The sequence below is a fragment of the Rhodococcus sp. 05-340-2 genome, assembly GCF_002258915.1.
Taxonomy (GTDB): domain Bacteria; phylum Actinomycetota; class Actinomycetes; order Mycobacteriales; family Mycobacteriaceae; genus Rhodococcoides.
In genome coordinates this window covers 266,419-288,932 of record NZ_NOYU01000025.1, presented here as the reverse complement: position 1 = coordinate 288,932, position 22,514 = coordinate 266,419, and the positions used below count along the sequence as shown (strand labels likewise).

Sequence of the window (22,514 nt, the reverse complement as noted above, 5' to 3'; positions counted from 1 at the left end):
ATCCGTTGTCCGAGATCGCACTCGAACCAGGCTCACCAGGCTCGTCAATGGACCGTTGCACACGTCTCGGCGGTGCAATGGTCCATTGACGAGCCTGGTGAGCCTGGTTCGAGTGCGATCTCGGACAACGGATCGGGCCGAACCTCTTGACGAAGGGGGCGGCACGGTTCACTCTTGTCGTCAGGAGCACCCCCAGTGGTTTCGTGGCCGAAGCGGCATCGGGCGTCCGGCAGGCGACACGCTTTCGTCGAGTCAGCGCACGACTGGACCCCGGGTGCTACTTTTGATGCCCCCGTTGCGCTCTGCGCACATTTGGGGTACCTTTGGACGTTGCGCTGGCTGCCTCCTGTCCACCTCTCGATCGCTGTTACCCGAAAGCACGTTTTCGGGCCGCTGTGATGGGGATTCGGTCTGGTTGCACCAGCCGAAATTCGCCCCACATATAGCAAACAGATACAGCGGCGGTCGCACTGCACGAGCGACCCGCGTGAGGTGCTGGAAGGACGCATCTTGGCAGTCTCTAGCCAGACCAAGGCAGTTGTCGGAACACCGGGAGCCCCGAGGAGGGTTTCGTTCGCGAACATTCGCGAGCCGTTGGAGGTACCCGGTCTCCTCGATGTACAGACGGATTCGTTCGAATGGCTGGTAGGTGCGCAGAGTTGGCGTGACCGTGCCGCCGCCCGCGGAGACAGCAGTGTCGCCGGTGGACTCGAGGACATCCTGACCGAGCTCTCCCCGATCGAGGACTTCTCGGGCTCGATGTCTCTCTCCTTCTCCGATCCACGATTCGACGAGGTCAAGGCCTCGACCGATGAGTGCAAGGACAAGGACATGACGTACGCGGCTCCGCTGTTCGTCACGGCCGAGTTCATCAACAACAACACCGGTGAGATCAAGAGCCAGACGGTCTTCATGGGTGATTTCCCGATGATGACCGACAAGGGCACCTTCATCATCAACGGCACCGAGCGTGTCGTCGTCTCGCAGCTGGTGCGTTCGCCGGGCGTCTACTTCGATCACTCGATCGACAAGACCACCGAGAAGGATCTGCACAGCGTCAAGGTCATCCCCGGCCGTGGTGCATGGCTCGAGTTCGACGTCGACAAGCGCGACACCGTCGGTGTCCGCATCGACCGCAAGCGTCGCCAGCCCGTCACGGTGCTGCTGAAGGCTCTCGGCTGGTCCACCGAGCAGATCACGGAGCGCTTCGGCTTCTCCGAGATCCTCATGGCCACGCTGGAGAAGGACAACACCGCCGGTACCGACGAGGCTCTCCTCGACATCTACCGCAAGCTGCGTCCGGGCGAGCCGCCGACCAAGGAGTCGGCGCAGACCCTGCTGGAGAACCTGTTCTTCAAGGACAAGCGCTACGACCTCGCTCGCGTGGGTCGCTACAAGATCAACAAGAAGCTCGGCCTCAACTCGGGTCAGCCCATCGTGGCGTCGACCCTCACCGAGGAAGACATCGTCGCGACCATCGAGTACCTGGTGCGTCTGCACGCAGGTGAGACCTCGATGACCGCACCCGACGGCGTCGAGGTTCCGGTCGAGGTCGACGACATCGACCACTTCGGCAACCGTCGTCTGCGTACCGTCGGCGAGCTCATCCAGAACCAGATCCGCGTGGGCCTGTCCCGCATGGAGCGCGTCGTGCGCGAACGTATGACGACTCAGGACGTCGAGGCGATCACGCCGCAGACCCTGATCAACATCCGTCCCGTCGTCGCTGCGATCAAGGAGTTCTTCGGAACGTCCCAGCTCTCGCAGTTCATGGACCAGAACAACCCGCTGTCGGGTCTGACGCACAAGCGTCGCCTGTCGGCACTGGGACCCGGCGGTCTCTCTCGTGAGCGCGCCGGCCTCGAGGTCCGCGACGTTCACCCGTCGCACTACGGCCGCATGTGCCCCATCGAGACCCCGGAAGGCCCGAACATCGGCCTGATCGGATCGCTCTCGGTGTACGCACGCGTCAACCCGTTCGGCTTCATCGAGACCCCGTACCGCAAGGTCGTCGACGGCAAGGTCACCGACGATGTCGATTACCTGACCGCCGACGAGGAGGATCGCCACACGCTCGCGCAGGCGAACTCCCCGGTCGACGATTCGGGTCACTTCATCGAGGACAAGATTCTCGTCCGTCGTAAGGGTGGAGAGGTCGAGTTCGTCTCGTCCGACGACATCGACTACATGGACGTCTCGCCGCGCCAGATGGTGTCCGTCGCAACCGCGATGATCCCGTTCCTCGAGCACGACGATGCCAACCGTGCCCTGATGGGCGCGAACATGCAGCGTCAGGCCGTCCCGCTGGTTCGCAGCGAGTCGCCGATCGTCGGAACCGGCATGGAGCTGCGTGCAGCTGTCGACGCCGGTGACGTCGTCATCACCGAGAAGACCGGTGTCGTCGAAGAGGTCTCCGCCGATTACGTCACGGTCATGGCCGACGACGGATCGCGCAAGACCTACCGGATGCGCAAGTTCGCGCGTTCCAACCAGGGCACGTGCGCCAACCAGCGTCCGATCGTGGACGAGGGACAGCGCGTCGAGTCCGGCCAGGTCCTCGCCGACGGCCCCTGCACCGAGAACGGTGAGATGGCACTCGGCAAGAACCTGCTGCTGGCGATCATGCCGTGGGAGGGCCACAACTACGAGGACGCGATCATCCTGTCGCAGCGCCTCGTGGAAGAGGACGTTCTCACCTCGATCCATATCGAGGAGCACGAGATCGATGCTCGCGACACCAAGCTCGGTGCCGAGGAGATCACTCGCGACATCCCGAACGTCTCCGACGAGGTCCTCGCAGACCTCGACGAGCGCGGCATCATCCGTATCGGTGCCGAGGTTCGTGACGGCGACGTGCTGGTCGGAAAGGTCACGCCCAAGGGCGAGACCGAGCTGACCCCCGAAGAGCGCCTGCTGCGCGCCATCTTCGGTGAGAAGGCTCGCGAAGTTCGCGACACCTCGCTCAAGGTTCCGCACGGCGAGAACGGAAAGGTCATCGGCATCCGCGTCTTCTCGCGCGACGACGACGACGATCTGCCTCCCGGCGTCAACGAGTTGGTCCGCGTCTACGTGGCTCAGAAGCGAAAGATCCAGGACGGCGACAAGCTCGCCGGCCGTCACGGCAACAAGGGCGTCATCGGCAAGATCCTCCCGCAGGAGGACATGCCGTTCCTGCCCGACGGCACCCCGATCGACATCATCCTCAACACCCACGGTGTTCCGCGTCGTATGAACATCGGTCAGGTCCTCGAAACCCACCTGGGTTGGATCGGCAAGACCGGTTGGAACGTCCAGATCGCCGCGGACGGCACGAAGCCCGATTGGGCCGAGCGTCTGCCCGAGGAGATGTTGGCGGCTCCGGCCGACAGCAACATCGCCACCCCGGTGTTCGACGGTGCCAAGGAGAATCAGCTCGCCGGCCTGCTGGAGAGCACGATTCCCAACCGCGACGGCGAGCAGATGGTCGGATCCGACGGAAAGGCCACGTTGTTCGACGGCCGCTCCGGCGAGCCGTTCCCGTACCCGGTGTCGGTGGGCTACATGTACATCATCAAGCTGCACCACTTGGTCGACGACAAGATCCACGCTCGTTCGACCGGGCCGTACTCGATGATCACGCAGCAGCCCCTCGGCGGTAAGGCGCAGTTCGGTGGACAGCGCTTCGGTGAGATGGAGTGCTGGGCCATGCAGGCCTACGGCGCCGCGTACACGCTGCAGGAGCTTCTCACCATCAAGTCGGACGACGTTGTCGGCCGCGTGAAGGTGTACGAGGCGATCGTCAAGGGCGAGAACATCCCGGAGCCCGGTATCCCCGAGTCCTTCAAGGTGCTCCTCAAGGAGCTCCAGTCGCTGTGCCTCAACGTGGAGGTGCTGTCCTCGGACGGCGCTGCCATCACGATGGCCGACGGTGACGACGAAGACCTCGAGCGTGCTGCAGCCAACCTGGGAATCAACCTCTCCCGCAACGAAGCTGCCACGGTCGACGACCTCGCACAGTAGTTCTGTGGTCCGGTGGGCCTGCAGCGATGCAGGCCCACCGGGCGATATTTCTTGTTTTTGATTCGGTATCACAACACCCATAACGGGGAAAGGAAGTTACGTGCTCGACGTCAACTTCTTCGATGAACTTCGCATTGGCCTTGCCACTGCGGACGACATCCGTCAGTGGTCCTACGGCGAGGTCAAGAAGCCGGAGACCATCAACTACCGCACGCTCAAGCCCGAGAAGGACGGCCTCTTCTGCGAGAAGATCTTCGGCCCCACTCGGGACTGGGAGTGCTACTGCGGCAAGTACAAGCGCGTCCGCTTCAAGGGCATCATCTGTGAGCGTTGTGGCGTCGAGGTCACTCGCGCCAAGGTGCGTCGTGAGCGCATGGGCCACATCGAACTGGCCGCTCCGGTCACGCACATCTGGTACTTCAAGGGTGTGCCGTCGCGTCTGGGCTACCTGCTCGACCTGGCTCCGAAGGATCTCGAGAAGATCATCTACTTCGCTGCCTACGTCATCACCACGGTCGACGACGAACTCCGTCACAACGAGCTCTCGACTCTCGAGGCCGAGATGGAGGTCGAGAAGAAGGCCGTCGCAGATCAGCGCGACGCCGATCTCGAGGCTCGTGCGCAGAAGCTCGAAGCCGACATCGCCGAACTCGAAGCCGAGGGTGCCAAGTCCGACGTGCGCCGCAAGGTCAAGGACGGCGGCGAGCGCGAGATGCGTCAGCTCCGTGACCGCGCACAGCGTGAGCTCGATCGTCTCGAAGAGATCTGGACCACGTTCACCAAGCTCGCTCCCAAGCAGCTCATCGTCGACGAGCTCATCTACCGCGAGCTCATCGACCGGTACGGCGAGTACTTCACCGGTGCCATGGGTGCCGAGTCGATCCAGAAGCTCATGCAGACCTTCGACATCGACGCCGAGGCGGAGTCTCTTCGCGAGACCATCCGCAGTGGCAAGGGTCAGAAGAAGCTGCGCGCGCTCAAGCGTCTGAAGGTCGTCGCTGCGTTCCAGGCCGGCCGTAACTCGCCGATGGGCATGGTCCTGGACGCTGTCCCGGTCATCCCACCGGAGCTTCGTCCGATGGTGCAGCTCGACGGTGGACGTTTCGCGACGTCCGACCTCAACGACCTGTACCGCCGCGTCATCAACCGCAACAACCGCCTCAAGCGTCTGATCGATCTCGGTGCTCCCGAGATCATCGTCAACAACGAGAAGCGGATGCTGCAGGAGTCGGTCGACGCCCTGTTCGACAACGGCCGTCGTGGACGTCCGGTCACCGGACCGGGTAACCGTCCGCTGAAGTCGCTCTCCGACTTGCTCAAGGGCAAGCAGGGTCGATTCCGTCAGAACCTCCTCGGCAAGCGCGTCGACTACTCGGGCCGTTCGGTCATCGTCGTCGGCCCGCAGCTCAAGCTGCACCAGTGTGGTCTGCCGAAGCTGATGGCTCTCGAGCTGTTCAAGCCGTTCGTGATGAAGCGTCTGGTTGATCTGAACCACGCGCAGAACATCAAGTCGGCCAAGCGCATGGTCGAGCGCCAGCGTCCGCAGGTGTGGGACGTTCTCGAAGAGGTCATCGCCGAGCACCCCGTGCTGCTGAACCGTGCACCCACCCTGCACCGGTTGGGCATCCAGGCGTTCGAGCCGCAGCTCGTCGAGGGCAAGGCCATCCAGCTGCACCCGCTCGTGTGTGAGGCGTTCAACGCCGACTTCGACGGTGACCAGATGGCTGTCCACCTCCCGCTGTCCGCCGAGGCTCAGGCCGAGGCACGCGTGCTGATGCTGTCCTCGAACAACATCCTCTCGCCTGCGTCGGGCCGTCCGCTCGCCATGCCGCGTCTGGACATGGTGACGGGTCTGTACCACCTGACGCGTCTCGACGCCGGTGCTGTCGGCGAGCGCGCCGACGCGAAGACCGACCATGCCGAGTTCGGGGCGTACTCCTCCCCGGCCGAGGCTCAGATGGCCGTCGACCGTGGATCGCTCACGGTGCAGTCGCAGATTCGGGTTCGTCTCACCACGCAGCGCCCGCCGCGTGACGTCGAGAACGAGCTGTTCCCGAACGGCTGGAACCGCGGCGAGGCATGGACCGCGGAGACCACTCTGGGACGAGTGCTCTTCAACGAGCTGCTTCCGGCGGACTACCCGTTCGTCAACGAGCAGATGCCGAAGAAGCGTCAGTCGACCATCATCAACGATCTCGCCGAGCGTTACCCGATGATCGTCGTCGCGCAGACCGTCGACAAGCTCAAGGACGCAGGCTTCTACTGGGCCACGCGTTCGGGTGTCACCATCTCGATCTCCGACGTCCTCGTGCCGCCGGAGAAGCCGCAGATCATGGAGACCTTCGAGGCTCAGGCCGATCAGATCGAGAAGAAGTACCAGCGTGGCGCACTCGACAAGGTCGAGCGCAACTCCGCACTGGTCAAGATCTGGCAGGACGCGACCGAGCAGGTCGGTAAGGCCATGGAGGCCCACTTCCCCGACGACAACCCGATCCCGATGATCGTGAAGTCCGGCGCAGCCGGAAACATGACTCAGGTTCGCTCGCTCGCCGGCATGAAGGGCTTGGTGACGAACCCGAAGGGTGAGTTCATCCCGCGTCCGATCAAGTCTTCCTTCAAGGAAGGCCTGACGGTCCTCGAGTACTTCATCAACACGCACGGTGCTCGTAAGGGTCTGGCCGACACGGCGCTTCGTACCGCCGACTCGGGCTACCTGACGCGTCGTCTGGTCGACGTCTCGCAGGATGTCATCGTTCGGGAGACCGACTGTGGCACCGAGCGCGGCATCGTCACGACGATTGCCGAGAAGATGGCCGACGGCAAGATGATCCGCGACGCTCACGTCGAGACCAGCACGTACGCCCGCACCTTGGCGAACGACGCTGTCGACGAGAACGGCACGGTCATCGTCGCTCGCGGACACGATCTCGGTGACCCGGCCATCGACGCGCTGCTCGCTGCGGGCATCACGTCGGTCAAGGTTCGCTCGGTGCTCACCTGCACCACGGGAACCGGCGTCTGCGCCACCTGCTACGGCCGTTCGATGGCCACCGGCAAGCTGGTCGACATCGGTGAGGCCGTCGGTATCGTTGCCGCACAGTCCATCGGTGAGCCCGGAACCCAGCTGACCATGCGTACCTTCCACCAGGGTGGTGTCGCCGGAGATGACATCACCGGTGGTCTGCCTCGCGTGCAGGAGCTGTTCGAGGCACGTGTGCCGAAGGGCAAGGCTCCGATCGCGGACGTGTCGGGACGCATCCAGCTCGAGGACGGCGATCGTTTCTACAAGATCACCATCGTCCCGGACGACGGCGGCGAAGAGGTTGTCTACGACAAGCTCTCCAAGCGTCAGCGTCTGCGCGTCTTCAAGCACGACGACGGCACCGAGCGCCTTCTGGCGGACGGTGACCACGTCGAGGTCGGCCAGCAGCTCATGGAAGGTGCTGCCGATCCGCACGAGGTCCTCCGCGTGATGGGTCCCCGTCAGGTGCAGATCCACCTCGTCAACGAGGTCCAGGAGGTGTACCGGTCGCAGGGTGTGTCGATTCACGACAAGCACATCGAGACGATCGTGCGCCAGATGCTCCGTCGCGTGACGATCATCGACAGCGGCTCCACCGAATTCCTGCCCGGTTCACTCACCGAGCGCAGCGAATTCGAGTCGAGCAACCGTCGCGTCGTCTCCGAGGGTGGCGAGCCCGCAGCCGGACGTCCGGTCCTGATGGGTATCACCAAGGCGTCGCTGGCCACCGACTCGTGGCTGTCGGCAGCGTCCTTCCAGGAGACCACTCGTGTGCTCACCGATGCGGCGATCAACTGCCGTAGCGACAAGCTCATAGGTCTCAAGGAGAACGTCATCATCGGTAAGCTCATCCCGGCTGGTACCGGCATCAACCGGTACCGGAACATCACGGTGCAGCCGACCGAAGAGGCACGTGCCGCGGCGTACGCGGTGCCGTCGTACGACGATCAGTACTACAGCCCGGACGGCTTCGGCCAGGGAACCGGCGCTGCAGTGCCGCTCGACGACTACGGTTTCTCCAACGAATACCGCTAGAGCGACTTCGTCGCACGTGCACGGAAGCTCGTAGCCCACTACGAGTTTCCGCCCACGACGACGTAGCCGGCAGACAAAGCCCCGCATCGACTTCGGTCGATGCGGGGCTTTGTTCTTCGTTATGCCCGTATGTTCGTTGTGACCGTATGTTCGTTGTGACCGTGCTGCGTCAGGACCGGAAGAACTCCAGCATGTCGGCGTTGATCGTCGCTGCCTCCGTTGTCGGCATGCCGTGCGGGAAGCCGGGGTAGGTCTTCAGTGTGCCGTTGGGCAGTAGCTTCGCCGAGAGCACTCCCGCGTTCTCGTAGGGCACCACTTGGTCGTCCTCGCCGTGCAGCACCAGCGTCGGGATGTTCACCCCACGCAGGTCATCGCTGAAGTCGGTCTGCGAGAAGGCAACCACGCCGTCGTAGTGGGCTTTCGCGCCGCCGATCATTCCTTGACGCCACCAGTTGGCGATGATGCCCTCCGACGGAGTAGCTCCCGGCCGGTTGTAGCCGTAGAAGGGACCCTCGGCGAAGCTGCTGAAGAAGTCGGCACGGCGCGTGGCGACCTGAACCTGGACGTCGTCGAAGAAGGACTTCTCGATACCGCCGGGGTGGTCGTCGGTCTTGACCATGATCGGCGGTACCGAACTGATCAGCACCGCCTTGGCTGCGCGTTCCTCGCCGTGACGTGCGAGGTAGCGCACCACCTCGCCGCCGCCGGTGGAGTGGCCGACGTGGATCGCGTCGGTCAGATCGAGGGCTTCGACCACGGCGGCGAGATCGTCGGCGTAGTGGTCCATGTCGTGCCCGTCACCGACCTGTTGGGACCGGCCGTGACCGCGCCGATCGTGGGCGACGACGCGATAGCCCTGCTCCAGAAAGAACATCATCTGGGCGTCCCAGTCGTCCGACGAGAGTGGCCAGCCGTGGCTGAAGACGATGGGCTGACCCGACCCCCAGTCCTTGTAGAAGATCTCGACGTTGTCCGGTGTTGTGATTGTTGGCATGGAAGCAGTGTCGCCCGGGACGCTAGCCGCGCGGTACCACTGTGTGGGTCGAGAACCGCTCGTTTTGCGACATCGTCGATTGGGATGCGAACCGCTGCTGATAGCTGCGCGGGGACGTCCCGATTCGGGCGACGAACGCGCGTCGCATCACTTCGCAGCTCGAATACCCGGCTCGACGGGAGGCCTCGCCGACGGTGTAACCGGTGTGAAGGGCGTCGCGAGCCAACTCGAATCTCGTCGACGCGACGAATTCGGCTGGTGAGCTGCCGAGTTCGGACTGGAACAGCCGGGTGAGCTGACGGGTGCTGAGGGCCGCGAACCGAGCCAGCTCCGCCACGGTGTGCGGTAGCCGGGGGTTGTCCCGTATGTGGTCGGCCACTCGGCGGACTGCTCCCGTGCGAGGGATCGGGCCGAGGAGGGACGACGAGAACTGGGATTGTCCTCCGCCTCGCTGCATGTACACCAGCAGTCCTTGGGCCGCGGCCCGCGCCACTTCGGGTCCATGGTCCTCCTCGACGAGAGCCAGTGCGAGGTCGATACCGGCCGCAACACCCGCGGAGCTGTACAGGTGGCCGTCCCGGACGAAGATGGCATCCGGATCGACCGTGAGGGCGGGATAGAGGCGCTGCAGATCGGACGTGAACTTCCAATGTGTCGTTGCGGCTCGGCCATCGAGTAGGCCTGCCGCGGCAAGGACGAATGCCCCGGTGCACACGGACGCCATCCGACGGGTCCGGGCAGCGAGATCGGTTGCGGCCTCGACGAGTTCGGCGGTGACGAGGCGAATCGGATCGAATTCGCTACCGGAGATGATCACGGTGTCGAACTGTCCGGATCCCGCGACCGGGCGGGTGGACACCGTTGTCCCGATGGAGGTGCTCACGTCTGCGCCGCCGGGAGAGAGGATCACCACCTCGTAATCGACGGCGGGCTGCTGATTCGACTCGACGAAGACCTCTGCGGGGCCGACGAAATCGAGCATCTTCACCCCGTCGAACACCAGGAAAGCGATCCGCCGTGATCCGAGAGATTCCGAAAGCGCATCGTTCATGCCTACAGAAGCTACCGCCGCTGGGCGATGAGTTTTCGATGCGCCTCGAGTCGGTATCGACATGACCAACCAAACACCCAGCACCATCGTGAACATCGGCGTGGCCATGTTCACCGTCACCGACCAGGACGCAGCTCTCGAGTTCTATTCACGCGTGCTCGGTTTCGAGCTGCGCGACGATACGCGTTTCGGCCCCGAGGGCGAGTACCGGTGGCTGGAAGTGGCACCGCCCGGGTCGACGGCGCGGCTTGCCCTGAATCCGCCGATGGGTGACTCGCCCGGCGGCGGGTCCATCGGAGTCGAAACCCCCGACGTCGGGGCGGAACACGCGCGTCTGACTGCGATCGGCGGTATCGACATGGACGCACTTTCCGGGACCGAGGACGGTGCGCCGCCCATGTTCGCGCTGCGTGATCCCGACGGCAATTCGGTGTGGGTCGTTCAGGCTTGATTCGGTCTGTCGATGAGGCGAACTTCGCGTCTCGGGCTCGGCGCGGGGTACCGGCCGTTACTGTTGCCCCATGCGAAAGACTGTGCTCGTGCTCGCGATGGTCATGGCGTGGATTTTCGCGGGAGCCCTTCCGGCCGGGGCGGCACCCGGCGATGACCCGTCGTGGTCCGGCGATTATTCGCTGATGCGGTTCGCGGCGAGCAAGACGGGCACGAGCGCAGCGGCGTCGCAACGAGAACCGGATTTCTCCGACGTCTACACCTTCGCCACCGACTGCACCGACGGGAACTGCGTTGCCTCCGTCGTCGCCGGTCCACCGCCGGCGAACGAGTCTCTCCAGAACCGCCCGATCGACTACACCTGGGAGGGGACGAGTTGGGTGCATACCTATGACTGGGTGTGGGACTGCTGGAAGGGTGCAGGAAATCCCAAGGAGCACAACGATGCACACTCGGTTGCCTACTACACGCCACAACCCGATGGCAGCTTGACGGGCGTGTGGACGACGACGATCTACGGCGGCTACTGCGACGGCACTGTCGTCATGAACGTTGCTGCATATCCTGTCTCGCCACTTCCCGCCTTGCCTCCGATGTTCGGCAGCAGCTGACCGAGTGAGTTCGCATTGGTCGATTCATTCGTGATGGCAGACGGCTTCGAGATCGATGCCGTTGAGGTCGCGCACGAACGATCCGTAGTACGTCGCGTGGTACTCCGGCTGTAGTCCCGGTGGCCGGAGCTCGATCGCTCCTGCTGACAGCGCTGCCGCGTGGAATGCATCGACAGAGGCGCGGTCCGGGGCACTGAACGCGAGATGGGTGTGCGGTCCGATAGCCGAACCCGGGGCGTCGACGATCCAGAAGAAGGGCTTCACCTGCGCCCAGCCGAAGGCGATCATGGCGAGCTGGTTCGCCTCTGGGGTGTGCGGTACCCGCATGATCTCGGTGATCCCGAGCGGTGCGAGTGCAGCACCGTAGAACTCGGCGCTGGCGGCGAGATCGTCGACGCCGATGTTGACGTGGTCGATTTGGGATCCGGTGCGGTCGGTGTTCGTCATGCGTTCGAGTTTTGCCGAGATCGCGGACGAGTTCGGTCCTGAATCGGATGGATCCGTCGTGTTCACCTCCACGTCGAATCGATGACGGGTGTAGTTTGTCCGGGCGCGAGAGTCTCGACCAATGGTGAGACGCGGTAACGAGATTGGGATCGGACAGGACATCTCCTTGCGGGCGGGGGCCACGCGTCGACAGTTCCTGACGTGGAGTGCGTTGGTGGGGGCGCTGGCGTTCACGCCGGAACTCGCGGGAACGGCGGCGCACGCGCAGTCCGTGGTGACTCCCGACTACCCGTTCCGCCTCGGCGTGGCATCCGGCGATCCACTGCCCGATTCGGTGGTGCTGTGGACCAGACTCGCCACCGATCCCTTCGCACCACTGGGCGGAATGACTCCCGGCGTCGTGCCGGTGCGGTGGCAGATCGCAGCGGACGAGCGATTCGCGAACATCACGCGCGAGGGCGTCGAGCTTGCCACCGAGTTCGACGGCTGGTCGATTCACGTCGACGTCCGTGGTCTGGAGCCCGCTCGCGAATACTTCTATCGATTTCTCGTCGGACCGCATGCCAGCTCGGTCGGACGCACCAAAACTGCACCGGCAGTGGGGCAGTCGCTGAGCAGGCTCGATTTCGCCTGGGCGTCGTGCCAGAAATGGGAGGACGGCTACTTCGGCGCGTACCAGGACTTGGCTGCGTCCAATCTCGACGTGGTGTTCTTTCTGGGTGACTACATCTACGAGTACGCGATCAAGGACGAGGGGGCTCGCAAGGGTGAGCCGCGCACCGAGTCGGCTGCCCGAGAAACCATGGTGCTCAGCGACTATCGCGACCGATACGCGATGTACAAGGCCGACGAGAACCTGGCTGCCGCACATGCGTCGGCACCGTTCGTCTCGACGTTCGACGATCACGAGGTGGACAACAACTGGGCCTCGCAGATCAGCCAGGACAACGACGATCCGCGAGAGTTTCTGTTGCGCAGAGCCGATGCGTTCAAGGCGTGGTGGGAGAACACTCCGGTGCGCGCGAATCTGAAACCCATCGGACCGGACATGACGGTCTATCGCCGGTTCTCCTTCGGCGATCTGGTGGACTTCTCGGTGCTGGACACGCGGCAGTACCGCAGCGATCAGGCACACGGGGACGGCGAGCATGCGCAGGACGCCGAGACGGCCGATCCGTCGCGCACCATAACCGGTGCAGCACAGGAACAATGGATTCTCGACGGGTTCGCATCACCGTCGACGTGGAACTTCTTGGCGCACCAGACGGTCATCTCGGACTTGGCTCGTGGGCTCGGCAGCGATCGCAAGGTCGGGATGGATCCGTGGAGCGGATACGAGGCGTCTCGGCACCGAATTCTGGACGGGGCCAGGGATCGTGGCACGAAGAACGTCGCGTCCATCGTCGGCGACATCCACCGCACGATCGTGTCGGAATTGCGACGCGACTACCAGGATCAGGTGGCGCCGATCCAAGGTGTGGAGATCGCGACCACGTCCATCGCGTCGGGCAAGGACGGTGCCGATGTCGACTCCGCCGGTGCGGCGATCGCCGAGGCCTCACCGCACGTCAAGTACGGCAATGCTCGGCGCGGCTATCTGCGTAGCACGCTGACGAACACCGAATGGCGTTCGGAGGTAAGGGTTCTCGATCGTGTCTCCACACCGGGGGCATCGGTGCGAACCGCAGCAACGGTCACCGTCCCCGAGGGCCGCCCCGAGATCGAGTTGAGCTAGCGCCCGTCGGCGATGATCTGCGCGACGTTGCGTTCGGCCAATGCGGTGATGGTCAGCGACGGGTTGGCGGCTCCGGTGCTACCGGGGATCAGTGCACCGTCGACGACGTAGAGCCCGGGGTGGCCCTTCACCCGCCCGTAATTGTCGGTGGCGTCGCCCAATACGGCACCGCCGAGTGGGTGGGCGGTGAAGGTGTCGTCGACATCGCGGGTGAACGGTTCGGCTGCGACGACCGTGCCGCCGGCCTGGGCCATCCGATTCTGTACTGCGCGTAGGGCTTCGACGGTGTCGCGGCTGCCACCCTTGGGCCAGTTCAGTGTCAATCGATCTGTGGCGGAATCGAATCCGAAGTTTCCGCGCAGCGGGTCGATGGTCATACCGAGCGAGCCGATGAATCCGAGGTTCACGGGAACGCCCGGTACGTACCAGTTCTCGACGGTCAGTGGCAGTCCTGAGTCGTCGACGATGCGAGATGCGCAGGGCGCACCCTGCGGTCCTGCGGACATCGGCCCGAGCGACCGGGTCATCGAGGCGTCGCCGTTGGTGCCCCAGCCGGTGCCGACGAATTCGTTGAGGTTCGACAGTGCTCCGGTGATGCGGGCGCGCATCAGCAGCTCGGTGGTGCCGATGGACCCGGCTCCGAGGACGAGGGTGTCGCAGGTGAGCGTGCGTGTCTCGACGACGTTGCCGAAGGGGTCGAGGCGTTCGATCTCGACGCGGTAGCGGCCGCCGGATTCGGTGCCGATCGCCGCGACGCGGTGGCTGTGACATACCGTCGCGTTGCCCGTGGCCTCGGCCTGGGGGATGTAGTTCTGGGTCAGGTCGTGCTTGGCACCGTTGGAGTTGCCGAAGGTGCTGGCGCCGACGGTCGCGGACGGCCTCGAGCGGCCGCCGATCTCGTCGCGGACGACGTTCCAGTTCCAGTTGCCGTCCACTGCCTGAGGGGTGAAGCCTGCCCGCCTGGCGTGGTCGTCCCAGGTGCGTGAGTGTGCGAAATTGGGGCTGTTGTAGACGTCCTCGGGCATCGCCGACGGCCGGAGCATCGAGCGGGCCTTGGGGTACCAGGTGGCGGCCATCTCGTCGTAGTTCAGTCGTCCGCCGAAGGAGAGGTCGAAGAACTTCTTGTCGGGGGCGATGGTGACGCCGGTGTAGACGATCGAGCCGCCGCCGACGGCCGCGCCGCGCCAGACGGAGAGGTTCTCGTAGCGGGTGGTGTCGAGAACGCCGCCGAACAGGTCGACCGGTCCGACGGGCATTCCGGTGATGTTGGTGAACGAGCTCTGCTGCCACAGTCCGCGTCCGTCGGCGGTCATGTCGGCGGTGAAGATCTCGCGCCACGGGTCACGTGGCCAGCGCAGTCCGCGTTCGAGGACGGTGACCTGAGTGCCGGCCTGCGCCATGCGGAGGGCGGCGGCGCTCGCACCGAATCCGGAGCCGATGACGAGGACGGGGGAGTGGTCCGGTGGGCGCGGGGGGTCGGCGAACAGCTCGGGAACCAGTGCTCGGATGCGTTCGGCGCCGATCGGCAGCGCACCTGCGGTGGCGGAGCCCGGCATTCCAGCCGAGTTCAGAACCGGAGCGGCGGCAGCGCCGAGCATTCCGGCAGCGGCCAACCGCAGCAGTTGCCTTCGGTTCACGGAAAGTCCCCCTACTTGACTCACGGACAGCGTTGTCGATTCTGTCGTGTTTGCGGCGAGAAAGCGAACAGTTCGGTCGGTCTCGAGGATGCTTCCCAGCTCGGCCTCAGGTTTGCCTGTAAGACTTCCGCTCATGGTTTCGGCATCGGCGGCTCTGTTACTGCTCGTCACAGCAGTACTCGGCATCGTGGCGCACCGCGTGGACGCGCGGGGGCAGGCGATGCTCGTTGCCGCGTCTTTGGCACATGTCCTCATGCTCGCCGCGGTGCCCGGCACGGCACTCGCGGCCGTGGCGTTCGGCTGGTGGGGGCTGGCGGCGGGCGCGGCTGTGGTGACGGGTGCCATTGCAACGCAGATTCCTCTGCACAGGCACCGCTCCCGGACGACGGCCGAGGTGCCGACTCTGACGGTGCTGCACGCCAATATCTGGCTGGGACAGGCCGATCTCGACGCGTTGGTTGCGTTGGTCGACAAACACCGGCCCGACGTGCTCACCCTCGTCGAGTTGACGCCCGAGGCCGACGCGGGGCTTCGCGGCAGACTGTCCGAGCTGTTGCCGCATGTGTACGTCAGTGCTGCCGCGGGCGGTGACGGGTCCGGTATCTACAGTCGCTTTCCGCTCGTCGACGAGCAGCGGCACGACGGTTTCGTGACCGAGCTGCTCTCGGCACGGGTGGAGATGCCGGGGCGGCCGCTGGTGTTCGCGGTTCATCCCGTGCCGCCGTGGCCACGGGAGCCGTCCGACTGGGTTCGCGAGCTCGCGCTGCTGCGTCAACTACTGGCCAAGATTCCCGTCGACGACGGTCCCGTGGTGGTGGCGGGCGACTTCAACGCGACGCAGGATCATCGGCGGTACCGAGATATGCAGGACGGTCGGTTCGTCGATGCCGCGGTGGCGAGCGGAGCCGGGATGCTCAGGACGTACCCGGCGCACACCTGGTACCCACCCGTCATCGCCATCGACCATGTTCTGGTGGCGGACATGGCGGTTCGCTCGGTCGAGGCCGTAGAGATTCCCGGCTCCGACCACCGCGGCATCCTGGCCCGGCTGCAGTTCCGGCACCAGTAACTCCGGCACTGGGTTCAGGGCTGCGCGGGCAACTGCTGCACCGACCACGTGTTGCCGTCGGGGTCGGCGAAGTACACGAACGTGCCCCAGCCCTCGTCCTTGGGTGGATCGATGGTCAAGCCGGCTGCGGTGAGGTGCTCGAAGGCCTCCTGGACGTTGTCCACGACCAACAGGATCCCGGCTCCTTTGCCCGGTTCGGCGTCGGTGATGCCCTCGCCGATCGCGATGGAGCAGGCCGAGCCCGGGGGAGTGAGTTGGACGTACCGGATACCGTCCCAGGGGCGAGCATCGTGGTCGGCGACGAAGCCGATCGAGACGTAGAAGTCCTTGGCGCGGTCCACGTCGGTGACGGCCAGAGTGACGAGTTCGAGCTTCATGGTGAGGTTCATGGAGCAATGATGAGCGCCATTGCGGACATGTTCGGTCCGCGGTGAACGAACACTTCGAGAAATATGCCCGACGCCTCGTCGGTTGAGATATCCGTGTTCTTCTCACTCCTCGACAGATCCCGCACGCGATCCGGTTTCGACGACGGCTCGGCGCTGCGGCATACCGTCGAACGAGCAGTGCATGCCGAGGAGATCGGGTTGCACCGGTTCTGGGTGGCCGAGCATCACGGCGTTCCCGGTATCGCGTCGGGCGCACCGGCGGTTCTCGCCGCGGCGGTGGCGTCGCGCACCTCGCGCATTCGCGTCGGATCCGGCGGGGTGATGCTGCCCAATCATCAGCCGCTGGTCGTGGCCGAGCAATTCCTGATGTTGGAGTCTCTCTTTCCCGGACGGATCGACCTCGGTGTCGGCCGCTCCCTCGGTTTCACCGAACCGGTTCGGGCAGCATTGCGCAGTGAGCGGACCGACACGTTCGAGGCCGACATCGCCGAATTGCGTTCGTATCTCGACGGTTCGGGACCGGTGACTGCCCGGCCCGCTGTTCCGTCGCCGCCGGTGTTCGTTCTCGCGACCGGAGCCGGTCTCGAGGTTGCCGCTCGCGCCGGGCTTCCGGTCGTGGTCGGTGGACCGGTTCTCCAGCGTGACGATCCATTGGCGCTCTATCGCAAGCACTTTCGGCCCACGCCATCGAATCCCAAACCGTACGTGATCATCTCGTTCGACGTGACCATCGCAGCGGACGCGGCCGATGCCCGCAGACTCGCCGTGCCGGAGGCGTGGTCGATGGCCAGGTCCAGACGCGAGGGTGAGTTCCCGGCTCTGGAACGAGCGTCTGCGATCGACGAATCGCAGTGGACGCCGCAGACGCGCAGCCGAATCGAGGCGTCGTTGGCGTCGAGCATCCTCGGCACGGCCGGGCAGGTCCGTCCTCGTCTGGAGGAGGTTGTCGAGCGCACCGGCGCGAACGAGATCATGGCCTCGACGTCGACGTACGATCGCGCCGAATTGTTCGACGCGGATGTCGCGTTCGCTCAGCTCGCGGGGGTGGCGGGCTGAACCGGTGCCGTCGCTGCGAGTGCTGCCACCAGGTCGCGCTGAATGTCGGTGATGGGCACGGTCGCGTCGACGACGGCCGACACCGGTAGCCGCAGCCTGCGGTCGGCCTCGGTGCGGAAGACCAGGCCGGTCTTGGGGGTGCTGTCGGCGGTGCTGGCGTACAGGATGGACCAGCATTGCGGGTTCTTGAGGAGTTCGGCGCTGGCGGTGTGATCGGACGCCACGGGTGGGCCGAAGCTCAGCGGCAGCCCGCTGCGCTTCATCTCGCGCTCGATCACCCGGTGCAGCAGGATTTGCTCGCTCCGTTTGGGAAGCAGCAGGGGGTAGCCGGCGAGCTGGCTCAGGCTCGGGTTGTTCTCACCCGCCAGAGGATGGCCCTCGGGGAGGACGACGACGAGGTCCTCGGTCCACAGCTCGGTCACCTGTAGACCGGAGCGTTCGACGCTGCCGCGGATCAGCGCTACCTGGCAATCGCCGGACGTCACCGCTTCGATCTGTTCTGCGAATCGTTTCAGGACGAAGTCGATCTCGGCGTCGGGATGGCGCTCGCGAACCGCGACGATGGCGGAGATGGCGTTGGCTGCGAACGTCATGTTTCCGGTCAGGCGCAGCTGATTGCGCTTGCGCGTCGTCAGTGCCAGGGCGGCCTGCTCGAGCTCCACCATGTGCCGGGCGATGGAGACCAATTGTGCTCCGACAACGGTCAATCGAACGGTACGAGAGGTGCGCTCGAACAGGGGCTCACCGATTTCTCGTTCCAGTTTGGAGATCTGCAGGCTGATCGCCGATTGCGAGACGTAGCAGCGTTCGGCAGCGCGAGAGAAGTTCAGCTCCTCTCCGACCGCGAGGAAGTACTTCAGCTGCCGCAGTTCCATTTCGCCATTCAACCATGAGTTCTACTCATAGATGCTATTTCAACTTCCGCGTTGATAGAGCATCTCGGTCGGAGTTTCATGGAGGTAGTTCTTCGCCCAGGGAAAGACTCGAGCCGAAAAGGAAAGTGCTGTGCAAACGTACGACGTCGTCATCGTGGGATCGGGATTCGGAGCATTGGCCGCTGCCAAGTCTCTGGGCAAGGCCGGTGTGACGTTCTCGCTGATCTCCAGCACCACAGAACACCTCTTTCAGCCGCTGCTCTACCAGGCCGCCACCGGAATGCTCTCGACCGGCGAGATCGCCCCTCCGATCAGGCGCATCCTCGCGCAGTACGACTCGGCCGACGTGCGTCTCGGACGCGTCGTCGATGTCGATCCCGAAGCCCACCAGGTCACCTACGTCGGTGCCGGGCAGAGCCACACCATCGGCTTCGGTCGATTGATCGTCGCCACGGGTGCCACGCAGGCGTACTTCGGCCGTGACGAGTTCAAGGACCGCACGTTCGCGCTCAAGACCGTCGACGACGCGATCGCTCTGCGTGAGCAGATTCTCAGCTGCTACGAGACTGCGCACCTGACAACCGATTCGGCTGCTCGCAAGGAATTGCTGAGCTTCGTCGTTGTCGGTGCAGGCGCGACGGGTGTCGAGCTGGCCGGTCAGATCAGGGATCTCGCGCATCGCTATTTCGCCGGATCGTTCCCGGACATCGAACCCGACGACGTCACGGTGACCCTCGTCGACGGAGTCAAGGAAGTGCTGCCGGCGTTCGGCGGCAAGCTCAGTGCGTATGCCCGTACGAAGCTCGAGAAGTCGGGCGTCGACGTCGTCACCGGGGCCATGGTCACCGATATCGCCGACGACGTCGTGACGGTGCAGGACGTGGACACCAAGACCTCGCGTACCTTTGCCGCCAAGACTGTCATCTGGTCGGCCGGCGTTCAGGCCAGCGAGCTGGCGGCCACGATCGCCGAGCGCACCGGGTGCGAGACCGACCGTGCCGGACGCCTTCTCGTGCACGACGACTTGACGGTCGGCTCGGCGAAGGACATCTACGCGATCGGCGACGTGACGTCGTTGAACAAGCTCCCCGGTCAGTCGCCGGTGGCGATGCAGCAGGGCAGGCACGTTGCCAAGATGATCATCGGAAAGGTCGACGCGGGAACCCCGTTCGAGTACACCGACAAGGGCAGCATGTCGATCGTCGGCCGATTCAGCGCTGTGGCGCGGCTGTTCGGCAAGGTCGACATGTCGGGACCGATCGCGTGGCTCATGTGGCTCGCGGTGCACCTGATGTACCTGGTCGGCTTCCGGAATCGCTACGTCGCGGTGGTGTCGTGGATGACCTCGTACATCGGCGACAAGCGACCGCACTTCCAGTACACCGACCACTCCGCCGCCACGATCGAACCGCGGGCCGAGGTCGCCGGCGAGAGCTCGGACGACGAGGAGCGCAACGCGGCCTAGGTCGCAATGCCGTTGCGGTAGGCCCAGATCACCACGTGGACTCGGGTGTTGACGTCGAGTTTGCGACAGATGTTGCTCACGTGAGTCTTGACCGTGCTCTGTTCGAGGTGCAGTGCCCGGGCGATCTCGTTGTTGCCCAGGCCCTGCGCCAACAGTTGCACCACGTCCATTTCACGCAGACTCAGGTCGTGTTGCGGTGCAACGGACGTGGGTGGGCTCGGAACGCCGCGGCGGGTGAACTCGGTCATCAGGCGCGGGGTCAATCGAGGGGAGAGCACCGCGCCGCCGCCGGCGACGGTGACCACCGCGTCGGCCAGTTCGTCGGGATCGGTGTCCTTGAGCAGGAAGCCGGACGCTCCACTGTCGAGAGCTGCGAACACGTACTCGTCGAGGTCGAAGGTGGTGACGACGATGACGCGAACGCTGTCGAACTGCGCCAGTATCTCGCGTGTGGCGGTCAGTCCGTCGCCGTTCGGCATCCGAATGTCCATCAGTACGACGTCGGGTTGCAGTGCCGACACCTGCTGCACGGCATGCTTTCCCGAGCTCGCGTGGCCGACCACCTCGATGTCGTGATGGCCGGCCAGGAACAGCTCGAATCCCTGCCGAACCACGGGTTGATCGTCCGCGATGAGTACGGTGATCATGCGTGCGACTCCATCACACCAGCGCCGCGCTGAGAGATCGTTCCGCCGACGGGCAGTCGAGCGCGCACGGTCCACGTCGCTCGGTCGTCGGACAATCCGGCATCGAGGGTGCCGCCGAGTAGTGCGGCTCGCTCCCGCATTCCCGGAATGCCGAATCCCTGACCCGAGGACTCGCGCAGTACGGAGTTGCCCGAGGTGATCGTGTTGGTGACGGTGATCTCGATGGCGGAGGAGTGAACGGTCACCTGTACGTGCACAGCGCAATTCGGTGCGTGACGTCGGGCATTGGACAGCGATTCCTGAACGATGCGATAACAGGTCAACTGCACCGCGCTGTCTGTGTCACCTACTTCGTCGGCATCGCCGGAGACGTCGATGTCGATGGACGCGAACGAGATTCGAGACTGTTCGATCAGCTCGGCGATATCGGAGATTATCGGTTGCGGAGCAGTGTCCCTGTTGGAGCTGTAGGCAGTGTCGCTCGGGCGCAGGATTCCGACGATCTGGCGCAGGCTGTCGAGGGTGCGCTGGCCGTGTCCGATTGCGCCGGTGAGTAGTTCGTGCGCCTGCTGGGGGTTGCTCGTGATGAGCGTCTTCGATGCCTTGGCTTGGATGAGTATTCCGGTCAGGTGGTGCGCCGCGACGTCGTGGAGTTCGCGTGCCATGGTCTTTCGTTCGTTGTCCAGGGCCTCGTTCAGCCGTTGCCGGTGTTCGATTTCGGCTCGCCCGAGGGCGGCTTCGCTCTCGAGTTCCTGGGCTCGACCCCGTGCGATGTACTTGCCCAGTGCGATGAGCACCGTGTAGTTGATGACGAGGTTCACGATCTGCTCGGCGAGCACGCCGATCGTGCCACCTGGGCCGCCCGTGGAATCCGGGTAGGACAGCCGGGTGTCGACGCTGACCGCGATCTCGAGGATCAGCCCGACGGCGATGGGGGCGAACAGGCGTGGTCCGGTCACTCGAATTGCCAAGGCGGCGATGGCAAACCAGTACAGCGGGGTGAATCCGAGGGCTCGGTCCGGCAGAACCAGGATCAGCGCGATGCTGATGGCCACCACGGACAGGTATGCCGTGACCGGAAAGGACCGGCGAACGCACGTCACGCCGGTCATCGCCAGCAGGGCAACGACACTCGCTGCGATCAGGGGTGGGCTCTGGACGAGTTCGTCTCTGGTGTCGCCGACCATGCCGGTGGAGAGTTGGAATCCGGCGTAGACGAGCGTGGCCAGGAGCATCTCGATCGGCAGCACCACGGGACTGCGAGGTCGCCAGGACGGTCGAAGGGTGTGCAGCAGTCGTCGAAGACCCAGCAGTCGGGAATGACCCAGCAGTCGGGAATCACCCAGCATCAGAGTCGACTCCGTTCTCCTGCCGCGTCTTTCGTATTCTTCGAGCCCGCTGTCTTGGAACCCAGCACCCACAGAGGTCCGGTGACGAACCAGAAGAACGTGATGATGCCGAGTGGCTGGATCACGGTCTTCAGTGCTGCTGCTTGATCCGAGTCTGCCACGGTGTAGGCCAGTGCGTAGGTGATCACCAGAGCGATGGCGGCGGCGGTCAGCCACTTCACGAATCCCCGGATCTCGTTGCGGTAGGCCCGCGGACCGGTCTTCGGAGGCTTGATCGGTGCGGGTCCACCGGCGAATCGGTGCGCGAAGCGTACGTCGAGCCAGGCCACGGTGGAGTGCGCGAACACGACCGTCCAGCCGAGGTAGATGCCGGCGAGGCGGTGGGCGAATTCGACCTCCCCGCCGCGGTGCAGGTCGAGTGCCACCGCGGCGACGAGGACGATATCGAGGACCGGGAGCAGGGCCAGGGTGACGGTGCTGGCGCGTCGCATGCGTGCCACGTAACGCAGGCACAGGCCGCCGATCACCAGAACCCAGAAGCCGACCTCGCAGATCGCGATCGTCAGCAGAATCGGATTGTCCATGGACCCGATCTCACCGCAGGCGACGTACGCGCGGTACCCCCGCGGAGGCGTCGTACCTGGTGGTTCGGCCGAAGGTACGACGCTGCGCTCCACCGAAAG

17 protein-coding genes are annotated in these 22,514 nt (G+C 64.5%); 8 read left to right on the top strand and 9 right to left on the bottom strand.

What is annotated here, in order from left to right:
- The first annotated feature begins 492 nt into the window (after positions 1-492).
- Together rpoB and CH271_RS14105 are read left to right on the top strand one after the other, a co-directional pair.
- Entirely contained in the window at positions 493-3,999 is a 3,507-nt protein-coding gene (gene rpoB / locus CH271_RS14110; protein ID WP_037191275.1) for a DNA-directed RNA polymerase subunit beta, read from the top strand.
- A gap of 100 nt (positions 4,000-4,099) precedes the next feature.
- Positions 4,100-8,056, top strand: coding sequence for a DNA-directed RNA polymerase subunit beta' (locus CH271_RS14105; RefSeq protein ID WP_094633968.1), 3,957 nt, complete (start codon positions 4,100-4,102; stop codon positions 8,054-8,056).
- Between the two features lie 169 nt (positions 8,057-8,225).
- Here the strand turns inward: CH271_RS14105 and CH271_RS14100 are convergent, their stop codons facing one another.
- Both CH271_RS14100 and CH271_RS14095 read right to left on the bottom strand, forming a co-directional pair.
- Complete coding sequence (locus CH271_RS14100) at positions 8,226-9,050, bottom strand: alpha/beta fold hydrolase (RefSeq protein WP_094633967.1); 825 nt, start codon at positions 9,048-9,050, stop codon at positions 8,226-8,228.
- 22 nt (positions 9,051-9,072) lie between these two features.
- Positions 9,073-10,101, bottom strand: coding sequence for a GlxA family transcriptional regulator (locus CH271_RS14095; RefSeq protein ID WP_094633966.1), 1,029 nt, complete (start codon positions 10,099-10,101; stop codon positions 9,073-9,075).
- 61 nt (positions 10,102-10,162) lie between these two features.
- On the opposite strand from CH271_RS14095, the gene CH271_RS14090 reads away from it, so the two are divergent.
- Positions 10,163-10,552, top strand: coding sequence for a VOC family protein (locus CH271_RS14090; RefSeq protein WP_094633965.1), 390 nt, complete (start codon positions 10,163-10,165; stop codon positions 10,550-10,552).
- A gap of 70 nt (positions 10,553-10,622) precedes the next feature.
- A complete protein-coding gene (locus CH271_RS14085; protein ID WP_094633964.1) occupies positions 10,623-11,162 on the top strand; it encodes a hypothetical protein in 540 nt (179 codons plus the stop codon).
- Between the two features lie 24 nt (positions 11,163-11,186).
- Here the strand turns inward: CH271_RS14085 and CH271_RS14080 are convergent, their stop codons facing one another.
- Positions 11,187-11,609, bottom strand: coding sequence for a VOC family protein (locus CH271_RS14080; RefSeq protein WP_094633999.1), 423 nt, complete (start codon positions 11,607-11,609; stop codon positions 11,187-11,189).
- 121 nt (positions 11,610-11,730) lie between these two features.
- Here CH271_RS14080 and CH271_RS14075 point away from each other — a divergent pair, with 121 nt between their 5' ends.
- Positions 11,731-13,344, top strand: coding sequence for an alkaline phosphatase D family protein (locus CH271_RS14075; RefSeq protein ID WP_094633963.1), 1,614 nt, complete (start codon positions 11,731-11,733; stop codon positions 13,342-13,344).
- Here CH271_RS14075 and CH271_RS14070 read toward each other — a convergent pair.
- Positions 13,341-14,981, bottom strand: coding sequence for a GMC oxidoreductase (locus CH271_RS14070; RefSeq protein ID WP_094633962.1), 1,641 nt, complete (start codon positions 14,979-14,981; stop codon positions 13,341-13,343). The two genes, CH271_RS14075 and CH271_RS14070, sit on opposite strands and share 4 nt — an antisense overlap.
- A 133-nt stretch (positions 14,982-15,114) precedes the next feature.
- Here CH271_RS14070 and CH271_RS14065 point away from each other — a divergent pair, with 133 nt between their 5' ends.
- The gene (locus CH271_RS14065; protein ID WP_179274585.1) at positions 15,115-16,050 is read left to right on the top strand and encodes an endonuclease/exonuclease/phosphatase family protein; all 936 of its coding nucleotides are present in this window, start codon (positions 15,115-15,117) and stop codon (positions 16,048-16,050) included.
- 14 nt (positions 16,051-16,064) lie between these two features.
- On the opposite strand, the gene CH271_RS14060 is transcribed toward CH271_RS14065, so the two are convergent.
- Positions 16,065-16,439: a VOC family protein gene (locus CH271_RS14060; RefSeq protein ID WP_094633960.1), complete on the bottom strand. Its 375-nt coding sequence runs from the start codon at positions 16,437-16,439 to the stop codon at positions 16,065-16,067.
- A gap of 93 nt (positions 16,440-16,532) precedes the next feature.
- Here CH271_RS14060 and CH271_RS14055 point away from each other — a divergent pair, with 93 nt between their 5' ends.
- On the top strand, positions 16,533-17,495 hold the full coding sequence (locus CH271_RS14055) for an MsnO8 family LLM class oxidoreductase (RefSeq protein ID WP_179274584.1): 963 nt from the start codon (positions 16,533-16,535) through the stop codon (positions 17,493-17,495).
- Here CH271_RS14055 and CH271_RS14050 read toward each other — a convergent pair.
- Entirely contained in the window at positions 17,471-18,370 is a 900-nt protein-coding gene (locus tag CH271_RS14050; protein ID WP_094633958.1) for a LysR family transcriptional regulator, read from the bottom strand. The genes CH271_RS14055 and CH271_RS14050 overlap by 25 nt on opposite strands.
- A gap of 130 nt (positions 18,371-18,500) precedes the next feature.
- Between CH271_RS14050 and CH271_RS14045 the strand changes: the two genes are divergently transcribed.
- On the top strand, positions 18,501-19,835 hold the full coding sequence (locus CH271_RS14045) for an NAD(P)/FAD-dependent oxidoreductase (protein WP_094633957.1): 1,335 nt from the start codon (positions 18,501-18,503) through the stop codon (positions 19,833-19,835).
- Here CH271_RS14045 and CH271_RS14040 read toward each other — a convergent pair.
- Genes CH271_RS14040 through CH271_RS14030 form a run of 3 tightly spaced genes read right to left on the bottom strand, consistent with a single transcriptional unit; the run spans position 19,832 to position 22,415 of the window.
- Positions 19,832-20,482 (bottom strand): response regulator transcription factor, encoded by a 651-nt coding sequence (locus CH271_RS14040; RefSeq protein WP_094633956.1) that lies wholly within the window; start codon positions 20,480-20,482, stop codon positions 19,832-19,834. The genes CH271_RS14045 and CH271_RS14040 overlap by 4 nt on opposite strands.
- Positions 20,479-21,831 (bottom strand): sensor histidine kinase, encoded by a 1,353-nt coding sequence (locus CH271_RS14035; RefSeq protein ID WP_094633955.1) that lies wholly within the window; start codon positions 21,829-21,831, stop codon positions 20,479-20,481. The genes CH271_RS14040 and CH271_RS14035 overlap by 4 nt, the downstream gene beginning before the upstream one ends.
- Positions 21,831-22,415, bottom strand: coding sequence for a hypothetical protein (locus CH271_RS14030; RefSeq protein WP_256986413.1), 585 nt, complete (start codon positions 22,413-22,415; stop codon positions 21,831-21,833). Before CH271_RS14030 ends, CH271_RS14035 begins: the two co-directional genes overlap by 1 nt.
- Between the last annotated feature and the right edge of the window lie 99 nt (positions 22,416-22,514).

Coding starts and splice junctions, on each gene's coding strand:
- CH271_RS14100 (WP_094633967.1), bottom strand. CDS start 9,050: ATGCCAACAATCACAACACCGGACAACGTCGAGATCTTCTACAAGGAC.
- CH271_RS14035 (WP_094633955.1), bottom strand. CDS start 21,831: ATGCTGGGTGATTCCCGACTGCTGGGTCATTCCCGACTGCTGGGTCTT.
- CH271_RS14065 (WP_179274585.1), top strand. CDS start 15,115: ATGGTTTCGGCATCGGCGGCTCTGTTACTGCTCGTCACAGCAGTACTC.
- CH271_RS14090 (WP_094633965.1), top strand. CDS start 10,163: ATGACCAACCAAACACCCAGCACCATCGTGAACATCGGCGTGGCCATG.
- CH271_RS14030 (WP_256986413.1), bottom strand. CDS start 22,415: ATGGACAATCCGATTCTGCTGACGATCGCGATCTGCGAGGTCGGCTTC.
- CH271_RS14040 (WP_094633956.1), bottom strand. CDS start 20,482: ATGATCACCGTACTCATCGCGGACGATCAACCCGTGGTTCGGCAGGGA.
- CH271_RS14050 (WP_094633958.1), bottom strand. CDS start 18,370: ATGGAACTGCGGCAGCTGAAGTACTTCCTCGCGGTCGGAGAGGAGCTG.
- CH271_RS14075 (WP_094633963.1), top strand. CDS start 11,731: ATGGTGAGACGCGGTAACGAGATTGGGATCGGACAGGACATCTCCTTG.
- CH271_RS14060 (WP_094633960.1), bottom strand. CDS start 16,439: ATGAACCTCACCATGAAGCTCGAACTCGTCACTCTGGCCGTCACCGAC.
- CH271_RS14095 (WP_094633966.1), bottom strand. CDS start 10,101: ATGAACGATGCGCTTTCGGAATCTCTCGGATCACGGCGGATCGCTTTC.
- CH271_RS14085 (WP_094633964.1), top strand. CDS start 10,623: ATGCGAAAGACTGTGCTCGTGCTCGCGATGGTCATGGCGTGGATTTTC.
- CH271_RS14080 (WP_094633999.1), bottom strand. CDS start 11,609: ATGACGAACACCGACCGCACCGGATCCCAAATCGACCACGTCAACATC.